Source organism: Rhizobium gallicum bv. gallicum R602sp (assembly GCF_000816845.1).
Lineage (GTDB): Bacteria > Pseudomonadota > Alphaproteobacteria > Rhizobiales > Rhizobiaceae > Rhizobium > Rhizobium gallicum.
The window spans coordinates 1162489-1180214 of record NZ_CP006877.1 but is presented as its reverse complement, the minus strand read 5'-3'; the positions used below and the strand labels follow the sequence as shown (position 1 = coordinate 1180214).

General features: G+C 61.7%; 17 protein-coding genes. 10 read left to right on the top strand and 7 right to left on the bottom strand.

Translation table 11 applies throughout. The annotated features are described in order from the left end of the window. Positions 1-231 precede the first annotated feature (231 nt). Complete coding sequence (msrB, locus tag RGR602_RS05755; RefSeq protein ID WP_039844321.1) at positions 232-642, top strand: peptide-methionine (R)-S-oxide reductase MsrB; 411 nt, start codon at positions 232-234, stop codon at positions 640-642. A 166-nt stretch (positions 643-808) separates the two neighbouring features. Here msrB and RGR602_RS05750 read toward each other — a convergent pair whose 3' ends face one another. The 3 genes from RGR602_RS05750 to RGR602_RS05740 all read right to left on the bottom strand — a co-directional run bounded on the left by RGR602_RS05750 (position 809) and on the right by RGR602_RS05740 (position 2588). Beyond that, entirely contained in the window at positions 809-1315 is a 507-nt protein-coding gene (locus tag RGR602_RS05750) for a GNAT family N-acetyltransferase (RefSeq protein ID WP_039844320.1), read from the bottom strand. Positions 1316-1401: 86 nt separating this feature from the next. Next, positions 1402-2070 carry a PAQR family membrane homeostasis protein TrhA gene (gene trhA, locus RGR602_RS05745; protein WP_039844319.1) on the bottom strand — a complete coding sequence of 223 codons (669 nt, stop codon included), beginning with the start codon at positions 2068-2070 and terminating at the stop codon, positions 1402-1404. Between the two features lie 107 nt (positions 2071-2177). Then, the gene (locus tag RGR602_RS05740; RefSeq protein ID WP_039844318.1) at positions 2178-2588 is read right to left on the bottom strand and encodes a universal stress protein; all 411 of its coding nucleotides are present in this window, start codon (positions 2586-2588) and stop codon (positions 2178-2180) included. A gap of 275 nt (positions 2589-2863) precedes the next feature. Between RGR602_RS05740 and RGR602_RS05735 the strand changes: the two genes are divergently transcribed. After that, the gene (locus RGR602_RS05735; protein WP_039846674.1) at positions 2864-3724 is read left to right on the top strand and encodes a VOC family protein; all 861 of its coding nucleotides are present in this window, start codon (positions 2864-2866) and stop codon (positions 3722-3724) included. Positions 3725-3756: 32 nt separating this feature from the next. Here RGR602_RS05735 and RGR602_RS05730 read toward each other — a convergent pair whose 3' ends face one another. Next, positions 3757-4818, bottom strand: a complete 1062-nt coding sequence (locus RGR602_RS05730; RefSeq protein WP_039846673.1) for a class I SAM-dependent methyltransferase — start codon at positions 4816-4818, stop codon at positions 3757-3759. 177 nt (positions 4819-4995) lie between these two features. Between RGR602_RS05730 and RGR602_RS05725 the strand changes: the two genes are divergently transcribed. Further along, complete coding sequence (locus RGR602_RS05725; protein ID WP_039844317.1) at positions 4996-6162, top strand: AI-2E family transporter; 1167 nt, start codon at positions 4996-4998, stop codon at positions 6160-6162. A gap of 142 nt (positions 6163-6304) precedes the next feature. On the opposite strand, the gene RGR602_RS05720 is transcribed toward RGR602_RS05725, so the two are convergent. Further along, on the bottom strand, positions 6305-6694 hold the full coding sequence (locus tag RGR602_RS05720; RefSeq protein WP_039844316.1) for a DUF930 domain-containing protein: 390 nt from the start codon (positions 6692-6694) through the stop codon (positions 6305-6307). 246 nt (positions 6695-6940) lie between these two features. Between RGR602_RS05720 and RGR602_RS05715 the strand changes: the two genes are divergently transcribed. Together RGR602_RS05715 and RGR602_RS05710 are read left to right on the top strand one after the other, a co-directional pair. Continuing rightward, positions 6941-9049, top strand: a complete 2109-nt coding sequence (locus tag RGR602_RS05715) for a S9 family peptidase (RefSeq protein ID WP_039844315.1) — start codon at positions 6941-6943, stop codon at positions 9047-9049. Between the two features lie 205 nt (positions 9050-9254). Beyond that, positions 9255-9779 carry a DUF1697 domain-containing protein gene (locus RGR602_RS05710; protein WP_039844314.1) on the top strand — a complete coding sequence of 175 codons (525 nt, stop codon included), beginning with the start codon at positions 9255-9257 and terminating at the stop codon, positions 9777-9779. Positions 9780-10177: 398 nt separating this feature from the next. Here the strand turns inward: RGR602_RS05710 and RGR602_RS05705 are convergent, their stop codons facing one another. Further along, entirely contained in the window at positions 10178-10807 is a 630-nt protein-coding gene (locus tag RGR602_RS05705) for a TetR/AcrR family transcriptional regulator (protein WP_039844313.1), read from the bottom strand. 208 nt (positions 10808-11015) lie between these two features. Here RGR602_RS05705 and RGR602_RS05700 point away from each other — a divergent pair, with 208 nt between their 5' ends. The 3 genes from RGR602_RS05700 (at position 11016) to RGR602_RS05690 (ending at position 13795) form a co-directional block, all read left to right on the top strand. After that, a complete protein-coding gene (locus RGR602_RS05700; protein ID WP_039844312.1) occupies positions 11016-11972 on the top strand; it encodes a homocysteine S-methyltransferase family protein in 957 nt (318 codons plus the stop codon). A 6-nt stretch (positions 11973-11978) separates the two neighbouring features. Then, complete coding sequence (locus RGR602_RS05695; RefSeq protein ID WP_039844311.1) at positions 11979-12224, top strand: hypothetical protein; 246 nt, start codon at positions 11979-11981, stop codon at positions 12222-12224. Between the two features lie 68 nt (positions 12225-12292). Beyond that, the gene (locus RGR602_RS05690; protein ID WP_039844310.1) at positions 12293-13795 is read left to right on the top strand and encodes a protein adenylyltransferase SelO; all 1503 of its coding nucleotides are present in this window, start codon (positions 12293-12295) and stop codon (positions 13793-13795) included. Positions 13796-13817: 22 nt separating this feature from the next. Here RGR602_RS05690 and RGR602_RS05685 read toward each other — a convergent pair whose 3' ends face one another. Then, positions 13818-14420 carry a GNAT family N-acetyltransferase gene (locus tag RGR602_RS05685; protein WP_223843975.1) on the bottom strand — a complete coding sequence of 201 codons (603 nt, stop codon included), beginning with the start codon at positions 14418-14420 and terminating at the stop codon, positions 13818-13820. A 377-nt stretch (positions 14421-14797) separates the two neighbouring features. Between RGR602_RS05685 and RGR602_RS05680 the strand changes: the two genes are divergently transcribed. Together RGR602_RS05680 and RGR602_RS05675 are read left to right on the top strand one after the other, a co-directional pair. Further along, positions 14798-17137, top strand: a complete 2340-nt coding sequence (locus RGR602_RS05680) for a glucose/quinate/shikimate family membrane-bound PQQ-dependent dehydrogenase (protein ID WP_039844309.1) — start codon at positions 14798-14800, stop codon at positions 17135-17137. Between the two features lie 375 nt (positions 17138-17512). Then, positions 17513-17719 carry a hypothetical protein gene (locus RGR602_RS05675; RefSeq protein ID WP_039844308.1) on the top strand — a complete coding sequence of 69 codons (207 nt, stop codon included), beginning with the start codon at positions 17513-17515 and terminating at the stop codon, positions 17717-17719. Positions 17720-17726 lie beyond the last annotated feature (7 nt).

Genomic DNA, 17726 nt, shown 5'->3' with positions numbered 1-17726 from the left:
CATTTCGCCGATTGCCCTTACCCTGCCCTCTCCTCGAGGGGCCGTCCGCTACGCCGCAGCCTTTGCGCGAAATCGCGGATGCACACTGGATGAGCCTTGGGCGGATATTTCGAAGGCCCGCGATAGAACCTGATTGCCGGGCTAATCCGTCCTGCCTTGATCCGGCTTGTCTTGCGCCCCACATTCTGGCCAAGACGGAACCGCCCCTCCGGCGCGAAAGGAGCATGCCTTATGTCCGACACCACGACCGCCAAAGTCCGCAAGACGGATGCAGAATGGAAAGAGCAGCTGACGCCGGAGCAATACCGCATCACGCGCCAGCACGGCACGGAACGCGCCTTTACCGGCCCCTACTGGGACAGCTTCGAGACCGGCCTCTACCGCTGCGTCGGCTGTAACGCTCCGCTCTTCCGCTCCGATACCAAATTCGATGCCGGCTGCGGCTGGCCGAGCTATTTCGAACCGGTCTCGCCGGATGGCGTGACAGAGCATCGCGACAGCTCCTACGGCATGGTCCGTACGGAGATCCGCTGCAGCAGATGCGATGCACATCTCGGCCACGTCTTCCCCGATGGCCCGCCGCCGACGGGCCTGCGCTACTGCATCAACGGACATTCGATGGTGTTCGAGCCGGGGAAATAGGCAATATACGGGGGCTCATCACCACCGCCAGCTATTTTCCGGAAAGGGAAACGATCGACCACCTGTGCCCGTCAGGGCATGAGGTTAGCGCAAGACAGCGATACCTCGTTTGCCGCTCCCTTGCCTGCGATTGAAGTGCCAGATGCCCGCTTGAACGGCGAGGCGGTCACTTCGAAACCCTGAGTTCCATGCAGGTGAGATCGAGCCAGCGGCCGAACTTGGTGCCGACCTCGGAGAAGGTGCCGGCGATGCGGAAGCCGAGCTTTTCGTGCAGGCGGATCGAGGCGACGTTTTCCGACTCGATGCCGGCGATCATGACGTGAACGCCGTTCTCTTTGGCCTTCTCGATAAGCGCCTGCATCAAAAGCTTTCCGATGCCGCCGCCGCGGCAGTCCTTGTCGACATAGACGGAGTGCTCGGCCGTATGGCGATAGCCGTCGAAGGCCCGCCAGTCGCCGTAGGTGGCGTAACCCGCGACCTGCCCCGCCTTTTCCGCGACCAGAACCGGAAAGCCCCTCGCCTTGCGCGCCCGGAACCATTCTGCGCGGTTTTCGAGATCAACAAGGGTTTCGTTCCAGATCGCCGTCGTGTGTTCGACGGCGTGGTTGTAGATGTCGCGGATCGCCGCAAGATCGGCTTCGGTGGCGTCGCGCACGAGGACGGCGTCGGTCATGTCATGTCCATTCCGGTTCGTTCGCCCAAGCGCATACGCCTGGCCTTCGGCGATGTAAACCGCGAATTGGCGCGAAGAAAGAACGATCAGAGCCTGGCAGCGCCCATGCTGAAGCAGGTGAGTACCGCCGAATAATGTACCGCTGCGGCAGCAACCACGAAGCCATGCCAGATGGCGTTCTGGAAGCGCAGCTTTTCCCAGACGTGGAAAATCACACCTGCCGAATAGATGATGCCGCCGATGACGATCAAAAGCATCGAAGCGAAGGGAATGCGCGAGGCGACCGGCCCGGCAACGAGAATGCCGCTCCAGCCCATGGCGAGATAGAGCAGGATCGTCAGCTTGTCGTAGCGCCCCGGAAAGGCGCATTTCAGGTAGATGCCGGCGGCCGCCATCGCCCAGATGGCAATCAGCATGGCGAAGAGCAGCGGGTCGTCGGCACCGCGTTCGAGGAAGGGCGTATAGGTCGCGGCGATCAGGATGAAGATCGCCGAATGATCGAGCCTGCGCAGGTACCATTTGGTGGGCGAGACCGGCCAGGCATTGTAGGAAAAGGAAATGCCGAGTGTCAGCACAAGGCCGATGCCGTAAATCCAGGCGGCCGCGATCTCGCCGTAGGAGCTCCAGACCATCGCATAGAAGATCAGCACGGTCGCACCCACGAGCGCAAGCGCAAGGCCAACGCCGTGCACGATGCCGTCGGCGATCAGCTCATATCTGTCGTAAGCCCAGCGAATGCCGTTGAACTCGCCCATGAATACGCACCCATTCCTCGACCCTTACCGATGCTCTCACTGAACGGCCGGCGGCGCAACAGCCGGCAGCACCGCGCGCGGTAAAACTTCATGAAACGCTTTAATCCTTACCGATCCACCAGCACCGAGCATTTGGCGTGGCGTACCACCCGGTCAGCGGTCGCACCGATGAAATAGTTCGAGAAATCCGGAACATGCGAGGCGATGATAATGAGGTCGGCGTGGTGCGCCTCGGCGGCGGCGAGTATGCCGTGCGCCGGCGGGCCACGGCCGATCTCCACCTTCGCCGGAATTCCGGTCTTCAGCCGCAGTTGCTCCAGCTGCGCGCGTCCATCATCGATCGCATTGTCGATCAGTTCAGCCGGTAGGTCGACGGCGATATAGGTCGGCACGTCCTGCACGACATTGAGCAGGATGATCTCACCGCCCGCATCAAGCAGCGTCGCAGCCTTGCGGAATGCCCTTTCCCCCCTCTCGACCGTACCCATCTCGATAGGGACGATGATCTTCTTGTACATGGTTTCCTCCACAGCGGGCTTACCTACAATAGAAGATAACGCGCGATGGACAGGTTCAAGTGGGCACAAGCGATCGTCAACATTCGCTCAACGCTTTATCCTCAAAAACTGATCTTCTGTGAACAATCGGAATCCGCCATATAGACTACAAGTACAGCGGCTCGAGAGGACGTGAAGGCGTGATGGACCGGCGAACATTCCTCGAGCTTGCTACGGGCAGCGCTTTCGCTGCCGCCGCCGGCGCGCCTTTCCCTTCCAAGGCAGGAGATAAACAAATGACGAGCGAAACCTCTTATGCGCTGACGCGGCCTGCCTATGTCGGCCAGTCGCATCTGGCCGTTACCGACCTTTCGCTGGTCTCGAGCTTTTATCAGTCGATGCTCGGCCTCAAGGTGATCGAGAAGGCGCCGAGCGGCGAGGTGCTCGGTGTGAACGGGCTGCCGCTCTTGATGCTGACGACGGACAGCAAGGCGACGATCGCGCCGCGCAATGCGGCCGGCCTCTTTCACACCGCCTTCCTGATGCCGAACCGCACGGAACTTGCCCGCTGGCTGCGCCATGCGGCCCATAACGATGTCGTGCTCGACGGCGCCTCCGATCATCTCGTCAGCGAAGCCATCTATCTCTCCGATCCAGAAGGCAATGGCATCGAGATTTACGCCGACCGGCCGCACGAGGCCTGGCATTTCCACCAGGACGGCCAGGTCGAAATGGCAACGATGCGCCTCGATCTGCAGGCGCTCTACGACAGTGCGCCCGAGGATACCTGGGGCGGCATGGCCGACGGCACGGCGATCGGGCATATCCATCTGCAGGTCGGCGACATTCCGCAAGCCGATGCCTTCTATCGCGACGTCCTCGGCCTGAAGCTGATGGCGCGCTATCCCGGCGCGAGCTTCTTTGCAACTGGGGGCTACCACCATCACATCGCCGCCAACATCTGGAACAGCCGCGGCGCCGGCACTCGCGCCGACGGTATGACCGGCCTTTCCGACTACACCCTACGCTTCAACGACAAGGCGGCGCTCGACAATGCGGTGGCGGCACTCGACCGGCTGGAGATCGACAGCGCAAAGCGCGACGGCGGCGTGTTCTTCAAGGATCCGTGGGGCATCGGGCTGACGCTTTCGGCTTGAGGCAATGGTCGGTCCCCCAATCCTTCGAGCCGCTACGCCCGCGCCTCGAACACCATGTTGAACGGCGTTTCCCTCGCCCGGCGGAAATGCGAGAAGCCGGCGTCGAGCGCCACTTTCCTGAGCCTCATCTCGCCCGCCTGGGCGCCAAGGCCGAGGCCAACCTCCTGCGACAGCGACGCCGGGGTGCAGATCATTGTCGAAGCGCCGTAATAGACGCGTCCGACCGGATTGAGGTTGTCCTTCAGATTGTCGTGGGCAAATGGCTCGACGATCAGCCAGGTGCCGCCGGGCGCCAGCGTTTCCTTGACATGACGGCCGGCACCGACCGGATCTCCCATGTCGTGCAGGCAATCGAACATTGCGACCATGTCATATCCCTGCGGGGGAAATTCGGCCGCAGTGGCCTGCTCGAAGGTGACGCGGTCGCCGACACCTGCCTCCTCGGCCGCGGCCCTGGCTTTCTCGATCGAGGGGGCATGATAATCGAAGCCGAAGAATCGCGAGGCAGGATAGGCCTGCGCCATCAGGATTGTCGACGCACCATGGCCGCAGCCGACATCGGCGACCCTGGCACCAACCTTGAGCTTTGCCTCAACGCCATTCAGCGCCGGTATCCAGCTTGAAACCAGATGCGTGTTGTAGCCGGGCCGGAAGAAGCGTTCGGTGCCGCGGAAGAGGCAGACACTATGTTCGTGCCAGCCGACGCCCCGTCCGCTGCGGAAGGCTTCGGCGATCTTCGGCTCGTCCATCCACATGGACTGCGTCACCTGGAACGCGCCGGCGAAGAAGGCGGGGCTGTCTTCTTGTGCAAACACCATCGCCTGCTCGGGCGTGAGATGGAAGCGGTCCGTCCCGTCGTCATAGGTTATGTAATCGGCCGCGGCCATCGCCGAGAGCCATTCGCGCAGATAGCGCTCCTTCAGCCCGGTCTCCTTTGCAAGCCGCGCCACATCCCGCGGCACGCCGTCCGCCAGAGCCTTGAACAGACCGAGATCATCGCCGAGCACGACGAGCGCGCCGGAGACCGCAGCTCCGACATCGCCGACCAGCCGTTCGACCAATTTGTCGAGTTTCTGCCTATCGGGTTCGCGCAATGTCACCCTCCATTTCCACCGAGGAAAGTCCAGCCCGCAAAACTATTCCGAGTAGGCCGCGCGATTGTCAATTTGCCCAAACTGAGTATCCCTCGGCACGCCAGCCTGCCGGGAACCAAACACGCATTCCGTGCGTTTCCGTTTCGAGCCAATGAGGCTTTCGGGGACATTCCATAGATGGGCTTTGCCAACGGCATCCGGAAACAAGCAAAGAAAATCGCAATCGGCGAGCGGCGGACGAGCGCATGGGAAGACGCACTGACCACCGCGACGGAGGAGATGCCGCAGGTGCCGGCGCACCGCGTCCACAAGGATGCGCTCGACGTCAGCATGGCCTGGGCGATGATCGGGATTTTCGCGATCCTTGGCCTTGCCGTTCTCTACCAGATGTCGCTGATCCTGATCCCCATCACGCTCGCCGTAGTGGTAGGCATGATCCTCGGCATGGCGGCGGAAAAATTGAGCAAGCTCGGCGTACCGCGCGTCACCGTTGCCATCATCCTTTCAAGCGCCGTTGCGCTGGTCATCTTCTTCGTCGTCAGCTCGCTTTCCGGGCCTTTGACGACGCTGACCAACGAAGCTCCGGCGTTCATCGAAAGGACGATCAACCGGATCATGCCCTATCTGGAGCAGATACGTTGGTTGCGCATTACCCCCGCAAGCCTCCAGAGCGGGCCGATCTCGATTAATGCGCTGCTCGAAAACACCGGCAACGTGCTGCATGTGGTGACGACAAACCTGACGCCGGCGCTCGTGCAGGCGCTGATATTCTTCGCCGCCCTGCTGCTTTTTCTCTCCGGGCGCGTCAACCTGCGCAAGACGATCATCCTGACCTTCCGCACCCGCCAGCAGCGGCTCACGGCCATCCGCGTCATCAGCTCCGTCGAGCGGGTGCTGGGCTTTTATTTCGCAACCGCCTCGGTCATCTATGCGGCGCTCGGCGTCGTCATGGCGATGATTGCCTGGGCGGGCGGGCTCTCAGCGCCGGCGCTCTGGGGCTTCTTCGCCTTCCTTTCGAGCTTCATTCCCTATCTCGGCATCACCATGATGACGTTTTCCATCGCGGTCGCGGGCATCCTCACCCATAACGGCATCATCATCGGCCTCCTGCCGGCGGCCGCCTTCTTCATCGTGCACCTTGTCATGGAAAATCTGGTGTTCCCCGCCGTCATGGGCCGTCGGCTGGAAATCAATCCCTTCCTCGTCTTCGTCGCCATCATCTTCTGGACATGGATGTGGGGTGCCGTTGGCGCCATGCTCGCTCTGCCGCTCTCGCTGATCGTCATGACGATTGTCGATGAACTCTTCATCGAGGAGAAATTGCTGCCGCAATTGCCGAAGTGATGGGGTGAGACTGGCCGCTCAACGCCTCATCCTCCCAATATCCTTTCAGCATCGAGAGCCTTCCCTTGCTTTCTCATTCCTGTCGCTGGCACAGGAATGAGAAAGCAAGGCGTAAAGACCGCGCAAAAGGCCGCGCCACATCTCAATCATACAAATAATATGTGCTCCACTTTTCCCGCGGCACTTTCTCGCCGATCTCGTATTGCAGTTCGCGCACGTTGATGTGCTGCGGACCGGTGATGCAGGTGTAGGAGAGGTGGTACCAGTCGCCCTGGCTGCGGAAGACGGCTCCGGGGGCTTCGAGCTTGTCGTCGCTGGGGATCGGGTCCTTGAAGGTGTAGGCGATCACCTTGTCCGGTTTGAAGCCGGTCTTGTCCTTGTTGATGCGGCTCATCGCTTCGGTGTCGCAGCTCTGTTCGAGGCGGGTGGCGGGATCGAGTTTTTCCAGCTGCTTCTTGATGGCGGGATCGACGGCGAAGGCGCAGGAGGCAAAGCTGACGAGACACACGGACAGGACCAGACATTTCGGCATTGCGGGCAAATTCCTCTTTATGCTTATGGCAGAATCCGCCCGGTCTATGGCCTCAGCCTAAGCCAAAACGAAGCGTAAATTCCGCGCGACGGTAGCGGACTTTGTTAAACAATGTGGTCACATCAAGGCAACGAGAGGAAGACTCCGATTTGCCGCAGGGGTTCTCGCGCCTGCCTTGGCGCTTGATCCAGCCCGCCTCCACCTCTATCTCTTCTCCACCCCGCAATTCCGATCCGGAGCCTTTCCTTGTCTGTTTTCAAGAACCTGCCGACCCCGCCTTCTGCCGCCAAGAAGCCCGTTTCCGATGCACGCCACGGCATTACCCGGTCGGACGATTATGCCTGGCTGCGCGCCGATAACTGGCAGGCGATGTTCAAGGATCCGTCGATCCTCGACCCCGAAATCCGCAGGCACCTGGAGGCGGAAAACGCCTATATGAACGTGGCAATGGAAGATACCAAGCCGCTGCAGAAGACGCTTTTTGCCGAGATGCGCGGCCGCATCAAGGAGGACGACAGCTCGGTGCCGATGAAGAACGGCGCTCACGCCTACGGCACCTTCTTCGTGACCGGCGGCGAGCAGCCGCGCTATTTCCGGATCCCGCGCGACGGCGACGTCAAGGACGAGACGATCCGAACCGTTCTGCTCAACGGCGACAAAGAGGCGGTCGGCAAATCCTATTTTCGGCTCGCCGGCCTCGACCACTCGACCGATCACAGCCGCGCCATCTGGGGCTATGACGACAGGGGATCGGAATTCTTCACGCTGAGGGTGCGCGACCTTGCGACCGGACAAGACATGCCCGACGTGATCGAGAACACCGGCGGCGGCGGGGTCTGGGCGCCGGACGGCAAGAGCTTCTTCTATTCGGCGCTCGACGAGAACCACCGCCCCTCCAAGGTGTTCCACCACTTCATCGGCACGCCGCAGAGTGAGGACCGGCTCGTCTACGAGGAAAAGGATGCCGGCTTCTTCATGAGCGTCGGCGGCTCGCTGCTCGATGATTTCATCTTCATCGACATTCACGACCATGAGACCAGCGAATACCGGCTGCTCTCGACCAAGGATATGACGGCCGAGCCGAAGCTCGTCGCCAAGCGCCAGGAAGGCATCGAATATACGCTGACGGAAGGCGGCGACGTCTTCTACATCCTCACCAATGACGGCGGCGCCAAGGATTTCAAGATCATGGAAGCGCCGGTTGACAATCCCGCCAAGGAGAGCTGGCGCGAGGTCGTACCACACAAGGCCGGAACGCTGATCATCAACCACATGGCCTATGCCCGCCACCTGCTGTGGCTGGAGCGCAAGGACGGCCTGCCGCAGATTATCATCCGCGATCGCAAGACCGGCGAGGAACATGCGATCGCCTTTGCCGAGGAAGCCTATTCGCTCGGATTGCAGGGCGCTGCGGAGTACGACACCGACGTCATCCGCTTCTCCTATTCGTCGATGACGACGCCCTCGCAGCTCTACGACTACAACATGACGACGCGAGAGCGGACGCTGTTGAAGACACAGGAGGTTCCCTCGGGCCACAATCCGGACGACTACGTCACGCGGCGCGTCTTCGCGCCGGCATGGGACGGTGAGCAGGTGCCGGCCACCCTGCTCTACCGCAAGGATACGCCGCTCGACGGCTCGGCGCCCTGCCTGCTCTATGGCTATGGCGCCTACGGCATCAGCATTCCGGCCGGTTTCAACACCAACTGCCTGTCGCTCGCCGACCGCGGCTTCGTCTACGCCATCGCCCATGTCCGCGGCGGCAAGGACAAGGGCTTTGCCTGGTACGAGAACGGCAAGATGACCTTCAAGACCAATACGTTCAAGGACTTCATCGCCGCCGCTGACTATCTGAATCAACAGAAGTTCACGTCTTACGCGAAGATCGTCGCCGAGGGCGGGTCGGCAGGCGGCATGCTGATGGGCGCCGTCGCCAACATGGCGCCGGAGAAGTTCGCAGGCGTCATCGCTGCCGTTCCTTTCGTCGATGTGCTGAACACCATGCTCGACGACAGCCTGCCGCTGACGCCGCCGGAATGGCCGGAATGGGGCAACCCGATCGAGAGCCGCGAGGATTATGAGCAGATCGCGTCCTATTCGCCCTACGACAACGTGAGCGAGAAGGCCTATCCGCCGATCCTGGCGCTCGGCGGCCTGACCGACCCGCGCGTCACCTATTGGGAGCCGGCAAAGTGGGTCGCCAAGCTCCGCGACAAGACCACAAGCGCAGCGCCGATCCTGCTCAAGACCAACATGGACGCCGGCCACGGCGGCGCCGCCGGGCGCTTCCAGCGGCTGGAGGAGATCGCGTTTGAGTACGCGTTTGCAATCAAGGTGGTTGGGAAGGTGTGAGCGGGAGACGGCACGGGAATTGGCTTTCCTCGTTCCGGTCCTTGTGACAGGAACCCAGCCGCGGCGCGTTCGCGCAGTGAACTATTCTCATGGAGTTCCTGCGCCCAAGGACCTGGGTGCGCTGGACGCCTGTGACGAGCACAGGAATGAGGGTCGCTGGGGTGGCGCCTGTCCCGGATACCAGGTTCGTGAAAGGAGCAAACCCATGCCGGTCTATGTCGCACTGCTTCGAGCTGTGAATGTCGGCGGAACGGGCGCCCTGCCGATGGCGGAGCTCAAGGTGATCTGCGAGCGGCTGAGCTTTCATAACGTCGAGACCTACATCCAGAGCGGTAATGTGCTTTTCCGCTCGGACGAGACAGGGGCGACGCTCGAGAGGCGGCTGGACGAGGCCCTGGCCCGGAATTTCGGCAAGAAGCCGGGCGTGATGATCCGCAGCCGCAAGGAGTTGCAGAAGATCGTCGACGAGGCGCCCTTTCCCGATGCCAAGCCGAATTTCCTGCTGGTGACCTTCCTGCCCGAGGCTGCCCCCAAGGGTGCCCTTGACAATATGGTGGCGCCGGACGGCGAGGAGGCGAAGGTCGCTGGGCGCGAGATCTACGTGCACTATCCGATCGGCTCCGGAAAATCGAAGCTCAAGCTTCCGGCGCTGAAGGCAGGGACGTCGCGCAACCTCAACACCGTGCGCAAGCTCGCCGAGATGGCGGCGGCGATGGAGGACCGCGGGTAAGACGCACCGTAGAATATTTCGAGGCTGCGCCCTGCGGTCTTGCATCTCAGGATGGGGGCTGATCGCCGGTGCCCGCGGGCACGGCCCTCGTCCTGAGGTGCCTGAGGCGAAGCCGCAGGGCCTCGAAGGGTCACTCCTCGCACGCCGCCTTGACGGTATGGATCCGCTGGATGCGCGCATTTTGCCACCAGGCCCATCCCATATTCGTTCCTGTGCCTGTCACAGGAATCCAGCGCGCCCAAGTCCTTCAGCGCGGGAGACCACATTCAGACACGACGTCATTCACGGAGCGGAAGCGCCGTGGCTGGATCTCTTTGACAGGCACACAGATGAGGGAGAAAGTGGAGACGCCGAGACCTTCTGCACCGCATGGCCCCACGTAGCCGCATTCGCTAAGCCTACGCCCTCGAGACCTCCACGAAAGGCTGGAACAGCAACTTGACGAAGGTCCTCAGCATCAGGATCTGCTCGGCAAGCGTGTTCGGTTCCTTGAGGGCCTTCGACAGCACGATGCCGCCTTCCAGGACGGAGGATACCATGTCGGCGAGGTGGTCGATATTAACCGGCTCGCGCGGCGTGTAGACGGCCATGATCTCTTCGAACATGCCGCGGAAGCGGTAGCGCCAAGCGAGTACCGCGTTCCTGTTCGTCTCCCGAATCTCGCGGTCGAAGAGCCGTTCGTAATAGCAGATGGTGGCGACGAGGCAGCCGGGATGGCCGTTCGGCAGATCGCAGAGCAGTTCGGACAGAAGCTTGAGGCCGAGCAGGAAGGATTGCAGCGGATCGTCCACAAGGTCGCGGGCGCGGCTGAAGATCTCGTCATAGATCCGCTCGTCGTTTTCGATGTAGCGGTTGAGCAGTGCTTTCGCGAGTTCGTTCTTATCCTTGAAATGATAGAAAAATCCGCTCTTGGTGATGCCGGTCTCGGCAATCAGCTCCTCGATGGAGGTGCCGCCGAAACCCTTCTGGAGTACGGCCGCCTCCGCCACATCAAGAATGCGGGTTCTCGTTTCCTCGCCCTTGCGCATTAACCCCTCCTGTACCGCCGGTACAGTTTTTCATCGCGGCCTAACGCAACACCCTACCGCCTCATCCTCCCAACCGTTTGATTTCAAACAGCAACTTTGGAAATCGCCACCAGTATACCGCAAGCTGGCTAGTTTAGCAGGCTCTAAAGGGGGAGAAATCTCACATGGCCGATCGATCCGACCGGTCAAACGAGGGGCGGAGCTACCGATGAGCAGATACAGAGACAGACTGCCGCAGTTAAGCGGCGGCACATTCATCACCGACGGCGGCATGGAAACCACGCTGATCTTCCACGAGGGCATGGAGCTTGCGCATTTCGCTTCCTTCGTCCTTCTCGCCTCGCCAGAAGGACGGCGAAAGCTGAAGGAATACTACCGGCGCTATCTCGATATCGCGCGCCAGCACGGCACCGGCTTCGTGCTCGACACGGCGACCTGGCGCGCCAACGCCGACTGGGGCAACAAGCTCGGCTATTCGCCGCAAGCTCTGAAGACTGCAAACGAGGATGCCGTCGAATTGCTCGCCGAGCTGAGGGGCGAATACGAGCGGCCGCAGATGCCGATCGTCATCAGCGGCGCAATCGGCCCGCGCGGCGACGGCTACAAAGCGGGCGCGATGAACGCTTCGGAAGCCGAGGACTACCACGGCGAGCAGATCGCGGCTTTCGCCGGGACAAAGGCGGACATGGTGACGGCCTTCACGCTCACCAGTATCGACGAGGCGATCGGGGTTGCCCGCGCCGCCAGGGCCCATGGCATGCCGTCGGCGATCTCCTTTACCGTGGAAACGGACGGCAGGCTCGTGACCGGGCGCAGCATCCAGGATGCGATCGAAACGACGGATGCGGCGACCGGCGGCGCGCCAGCCTACTACATGATCAACTGCGCGCACCCGACGCATTTCGAGGCCGCACTCGATCATGATAGCGCCTGGGTGAAGCGTGTTTGCGGCATCCGGGCCAATGCCTCGATGATGAGCCATGCCGAGCTCGACGATAGCGAAACGCTGGACGCCGGCGATCCGATCGATTTCGGCAATCGCTACCGGAGGCTGTTGTCCAGCATGCCGCAGCTGCGCGTGCTGGGCGGCTGCTGCGGTACTGATCACCGGCATGTCATGGCAATCTGCGAAGCCTGCCTACCGCCGCAGGCAGCGAGCGCATGAGGTGTAATGATGGTTACGATCCAACAATGGCGGCCGAGCCACCTGCTCCAAGAAGCAGTGCGCTATGCTTTCCGCCACAAACACAAGCATCAGCACGAAGCCTTCGAGCTGTTCGATGCCGGGCTGATACCCTTTGAGGGCCTCGACGGTCACCTGTTGCGGGATATCGGCATCGGTCCGAACGGGTATCATGCGCATGTCGCCGATCAGCCAACCGGAACCGACAAACCAGGGCCGGTGCATGCTCAGTGACCGATGGCGGCAGATGTGTCCGCTGCCGTGCGCTTGCATGCGCAGCGGCGCGGCCCTACCTATGGCCTATGACCTCTGTTCTTAAAAAAGCTGCGCCCGTGTGCGCCTTTCCGTTCGACAACAGCTATGCGCGGTTGCCGCAGCACTTCTTTGCGCTGCAGGAGCCGTCGCGGGCGGCGGAGCCCTGGCTGATCAAGCTGAACGAGGAACTCGCCGCCCAACTGGGGCTCGATGTGGATTTGCTGAGACGCGAGGGTGCCGCGATCTTTTCCGGCAATCTCCTGCCGGAAGGCGCCGAACCGCTGGCCATGGCCTATGCCGGGCACCAGTTCGGAGGCTTCGTGCCGCTGCTCGGCGACGGCCGCGCGATCCTGCTCGGCGAGGTGATCGACCGGAACGGCAAGCGGCAGGACATCCAGCTGAAGGGCGCGGGACAGACACCGTTCTCACGCCGCGGCGACGGGCGTGCAGCACTCGGGCCGGTGCTTCGCGAATATATCGTCAGCGAGGCGATGTATGCCCTCGGTATCCCGGCGACACGGGCGCTCGCCGCAGTTTCGACCGGCCAGCCCGTCTATCGCGAAGAGGTGCTGCCGGGTGCGGTCTTCACCCGCGTTGCGGGAAGCCATATCCGCATCGGCACCTTTCAGTTCTTCGCGGCCCGCGGCGATGTCGAAGGCATCAAGGCGCTCGCCGACTATGTGATCGAACGGCACTATCCAGAGCTGGAGGCTGCCGAAAACCCATATCTTGCACTCTACCAAGCGGTCTGCGAGCGGCAGGCGGCGCTGATTGCCCGCTGGTTGCATGTCGGCTTCATCCACGGCGTGATGAACACCGACAACATGTCAATCTCCGGCGAGACGATCGACTTCGGGCCGTGCGCCTTCATGGATGCATATGATCCGGCAACCGTCTTCTCCTCGATCGACCATCACGGTCGCTATGCCTATGCCAACCAGCCCGGCATCGGACAATGGAACCTTGCGCGCCTAGGCGAGACGCTGCTGCCGCTGATCGATTCGGATCAGGACAGGGCCGTCGAGCGCGCCAACGACGTCATTACGGACTATGGCAAGCGGTTCCAGGCACATTGGCTTTCGGGCATGCGCCGCAAGATTGGCCTCGTCTCGGAAGAGGACGGCGATCTGGACCTGATTCAGTCGTTGCTGGCGCTGATGCAGGACGGAAAGGCGGATTTCACGCTGGCCTTCCGGCGGCTTTGCGCCCTTGCCGGCGACGGTGCGGCGGAGACGGCCTTTACCGCGAGCTTCCGCGAGCCGGAGACCTGCGGCGAATGGCTGGCACGCTGGCGCGAGCGGCTGTCGCGCGACCTGCAATCACCGGCCGAACGCGCGGAGGCGATGTGCAAGGTCAACCCGGCCCTCATTCCGCGCAATCATCGCATCGAGCAGGCGATCGTTGCCGCGACCGAGGACGGCGACTTCTCGCTCTTCGAGGCGCTGCTGACGGTTCTTTCCAAGCCCTACGATGACCAGCCGATGTTTGCAGCCTACATGGAGCCACCGAAGCCGGAAGAGCGGGTGCTAAAGACGTTTTGCGGGACGTGATTTGTCTCCGCGCGGCGCCTGTTCAGATCGGCCGCGACATGAAGACTTCGGTGTGCGCGATGCTGTCCGGCATCCGGCGGAACGGCGTGCAGCGTGTGAAGTCGAAGGCTTCGTAGATCGAGATCGCGTTCTCCATATAAACCGTCGTGTGAGCCACGATTGCGCGGCAATGGCCTTTTTCGACTTCAGCCAGGACCACTCGCATCAACGCACTGCCGATGCCCTTGCCGCGGAACTCGGGATCGACGTAGAACTTGCGAATCTCCATGGTTGCGTCATCGAATGGAGCAAAGGCCAGGCATCCCGCGGGCGAGCCCTCCCATCTGGCGATGAACATCATGGCGTCCGTCGAACTGAATCTCGCGGCCAGGCTGCTGCTCGTCTCGCCGTGGTATATCGCCAGCACTTCTTCCGCGGCGACGCCATAGGCCTGCACCTCGGCCGCATCCCAGGCCGCGAGCGCATCGCACAATCGCGCGGCAATCTCAAAATCCGCCGCACCAATCGCCCTGGAAACAGAAATCATCTTGAACCTCGTCGCCTGTATCCGATTCCGATGATGCGGTTGCATACCACGGCTGCGTGCTTCTTGCGAGCGGGAAGCCAGGTTTTGCGATTGCTTCACGCTCCACGGGAGGCCAAGGAGTAGGTACTACAGGCGCTTTCAGAAAACATGAGTAGTCCTCACTTTTTTTGTTTCTATGCTTGTCGCACGAAACCCCGCCGCAGCGCGTCTGCGCCGTGAAATAAACCGCTCACAACAAGGAGTCTCGGCGCCAGGGACATGGCGCTGCTTGATCTCTCCGACAAGCACGGGAATGCTGGAGGACGAAGGGGATGGGACTACCAGGAGCGGTGCATGCGAGGTGATAGGCCGTCGATCCATGCCTGCCTGCGCCAAATGTGACCATTGAACGGCAGCCCCTTCGCCCTAAGTCGCTGATTCGGCGGAATTGTCCCCATCCCACCATGCCCAGCTCACCTTAGCGGGAGACCGGCTTTATGGCGATCGTCATTACTTCCATCCTTTTTCTTGTCATCGGACTGGTTCTTAGCGGCGGCGGGGTGTGGCTCGTGACGCTCGGCGGCAGCGTCTTCTATTTGTTCGCAGGGTTGATGTTCGTTATCACCGCAGCGCTGCTTTTCATGCGCAAGGCCATGGCGCTCTGGGTCTATGCGGTGCTGGTTGCCATGGCGCTCATCTGGGCGGTGTGGGAAGCCGGGTTCGACTGGTGGCAGCTCGGGCCGCGCGGCGGCTTGATCATTCTTCTCGGGCTTTGGCTATTGACGCCGTGGATCCGAAGGCCGCTCGGGTTTTCGAGCCCGAGTGGCCTTCCCTACCCTGCCAATCCCTGGCCGCTCGCCGTGCCGGTGATCATCGCCATTCTCGTTGCCGGTTATTCGATGACGACCGATCCGCATGATCTTGCCGGCGATCTTCCCAACGAGGTCGTGGCGGCAGCGCCGCCCTTCGGCGGCAATGTGCCGGACGGCGAGTGGCATCAGTATGGCCGTACGCCTTTCGGCCAGCGCTATTCGCCGCTCGACCAGATCAACAAGGACAATGTGAAGGATTTGAAGGTCGCCTGGGAGTACCAGACCGGCGACGTGAAGCGGCCTGACGATGTCGGCGAGACGACCTATCAGGTGACGCCGCTCAAAGTCGGCGACACGCTCTATCTCTGCACACCGCACAACTGGGCGATCGCGCTCGACGCCAAGACGGGGAAGGAGAAATGGAAATACGACGCTAATTCCGGCATGAACCCGGACCGGCAGCACCAGACCTGCCGCGGCGTGACATACTATGCCGTTCCGGCCGTCGCGGCCGGCCAGCCCTGCGCCGCACGGGTCTATCTGCCGACGTCCGATGCACGGCTGATCGCGCTCGATGCAGCCGACGGCAAAATCTGCGAAAGCTTTGCCGACAAGGGCGTGCTGCATCTGGAGACCGGCATGAAATACAACCCGGCCGGCTATTATTACTCCACCTCGCCGCCGGTCGCGGTCGCCGGCAAGCTAATCATCGGCGGGGCCGTCAACGACAACTATTCGACCCAGGAGCAATCCGGCGTCATCCGCGCCTTCGACATCAACACCGGCGCGCTTCTTTGGAACTGGGATTCCGGCAATCCGGATCAGACCGCGCCCCTGCCCGAAGGCCAGACCTACGTCACCAACTCGCCGAACAGCTGGTCCGTCTTCAGTGTCGATGAAGGGCTTGGCTCCGTCTATATCCCGCTCGGCAACCAGGTGCCGGACCAACTCGGGATGAACCGTAGCGCCAATGTCGAAAAGTTCTCCTCCTCCGTCGTGGCGCTCGACATCAATACGGGCCAGCTGAAATGGGTGCAGCAGTTCGTCCACCACGACCTCTGGGATATGGACGTGCCGGCGCAGCCCGTGCTCTTCGACATGACGAAGCCGGACGGCAGCGTCGTTCCCGCTCTCGTCGCCCCGACGAAGCAGGGCGACATCTACGTGCTCGACCGGCGCAACGGCGAGGCGATCATTCCCTTCAAGGAAATTCCGGCGCCGGGCGGCGCGATCCCCGAGGACCATACGGCGCCCACGCAGCCGATCTCCGACCTCAGCTTCTCGCCCGATCCGCTGAAGGAGAAGGACATGTGGGGGATTACGCTCATCGACCAGCTCGCCTGCCGCATCGCCTTTCACCGCTACAAATACGAGGGCCGCTATACGCCGCCCTCGGTGGAGGGAACGATCGTCTATCCGGGCAATTTCGGCACTTTCAACTGGGGCAGCGTCGCGGTCGATCCGGAGCGGCAGATCATGTTCGGCATGCCGACTTATCTCGCCTTCACCTCGAGGCTCGTTCCGGCCGCCGAGCTTCCCCCGCGCGGACAGGACGAAAAGGGCAGCGAGCAGGGCCTGAACCGTAATGACGGGGCGCCCTATGGCGTGTTCATGGGACCGCTCCTCGGCCCACTCCAAATCCCCTGCCAGGCGCCGCCATGGGGCTATGTCGCGGGCGTCGATCTCCGGACCGGCAAGATCGCCTATATGCACAAGAACGGCACCGTGCATGACATGACGCCGCTGCCGCTACCCTTCAAGGTCGGCGTGCCGGGAATCGGCGGGCCGATACTCACCAAGGGCGGCCTTGCCTTCCTCGGCGCTGCCGTCGACAACTACCTGCGTGCCTACGACGCCACCAACGGCAACCAACTCTGGCAAGCGCGTCTCCCAGCCGGCGGTCAGGCAACGCCGATGACCTATACGGCCAGCGACAACAAGCAATATGTCGTCATGGTTGCCGGCGGGCATGGGTCGGTGGGGACGAAGCCCGGCGATTACGTGATCGCTTATACGCTGCCGTAGGCGTTACGGGGTCGGGTGCGCTATGATGCGGCCTCCACCTCAAGCCGCATAATTTAAACACCGCCTCCTGAAATACAACCTGAAATAGAAGCAAGAAGCATGCGCATGTTTTGCCGCCCATGTCTGCCGGCAATCTTTAAGGACATCTTTTCATGGAAATCGGGAGAAGCATTTGAAGCTTTTCAGTCCCGGAGAGCGGCGCGCCAAGCGAGCGGCGGTAGACTGCAGCTGAGCTAATACAGGACCTTCCATTTTCAGCGCCATGTGGGAGACGCAGCGATTGCCGAAGAAACCGAAGCCGATCTCGTCGCCCAAGAAACACCATGCCCAGTTGGTCGACGAGGTGAACGACTATGCCAGCACGAAGCGTCGGACGTGATTATCCGCAAGCGCGTTTTCAAGGAACCCGGTATACGCGAGGATGACCTTGCCGCCATACAGCCTGAGGAACGCGACGCAAGCGAAAAGCAGATCGCCAAGGCGATCAAGCGCGAGCTTCCCGGCATCGACAGCTCAGACGACACCGAGGGCGCCGCTTCCAGGTCCCTGGCGGCCGACACCCAAGGCGAACAGACCGTCTAAGTTCGCA

Bases quoted from the DNA above. Each gene is read 5' to 3' on its own strand.
- msrB (WP_039844321.1), top strand. From the start codon at position 232: ATGTCCGACACCACGACCGCCAAAGTCCGCAAGACGGATGCAGAATGG.
- RGR602_RS05750 (WP_039844320.1), bottom strand. From the start codon at position 1,315: ATGACCGACGCCGTCCTCGTGCGCGACGCCACCGAAGCCGATCTTGCG.
- trhA (WP_039844319.1), bottom strand. From the start codon at position 2,070: ATGGGCGAGTTCAACGGCATTCGCTGGGCTTACGACAGATATGAGCTG.
- RGR602_RS05740 (WP_039844318.1), bottom strand. From the start codon at position 2,588: ATGTACAAGAAGATCATCGTCCCTATCGAGATGGGTACGGTCGAGAGG.
- RGR602_RS05735 (WP_039846674.1), top strand. From the start codon at position 2,864: ATGACGAGCGAAACCTCTTATGCGCTGACGCGGCCTGCCTATGTCGGC.
- RGR602_RS05725 (WP_039844317.1), top strand. From the start codon at position 4,996: ATGGGCTTTGCCAACGGCATCCGGAAACAAGCAAAGAAAATCGCAATC.
- RGR602_RS05720 (WP_039844316.1), bottom strand. From the start codon at position 6,694: ATGCCGAAATGTCTGGTCCTGTCCGTGTGTCTCGTCAGCTTTGCCTCC.
- RGR602_RS05710 (WP_039844314.1), top strand. From the start codon at position 9,255: ATGCCGGTCTATGTCGCACTGCTTCGAGCTGTGAATGTCGGCGGAACG.
- RGR602_RS05705 (WP_039844313.1), bottom strand. From the start codon at position 10,807: ATGCGCAAGGGCGAGGAAACGAGAACCCGCATTCTTGATGTGGCGGAG.
- RGR602_RS05700 (WP_039844312.1), top strand. From the start codon at position 11,016: ATGAGCAGATACAGAGACAGACTGCCGCAGTTAAGCGGCGGCACATTC.
- RGR602_RS05695 (WP_039844311.1), top strand. From the start codon at position 11,979: ATGATGGTTACGATCCAACAATGGCGGCCGAGCCACCTGCTCCAAGAA.
- RGR602_RS05690 (WP_039844310.1), top strand. From the start codon at position 12,293: ATGACCTCTGTTCTTAAAAAAGCTGCGCCCGTGTGCGCCTTTCCGTTC.
- RGR602_RS05680 (WP_039844309.1), top strand. From the start codon at position 14,798: ATGGCGATCGTCATTACTTCCATCCTTTTTCTTGTCATCGGACTGGTT.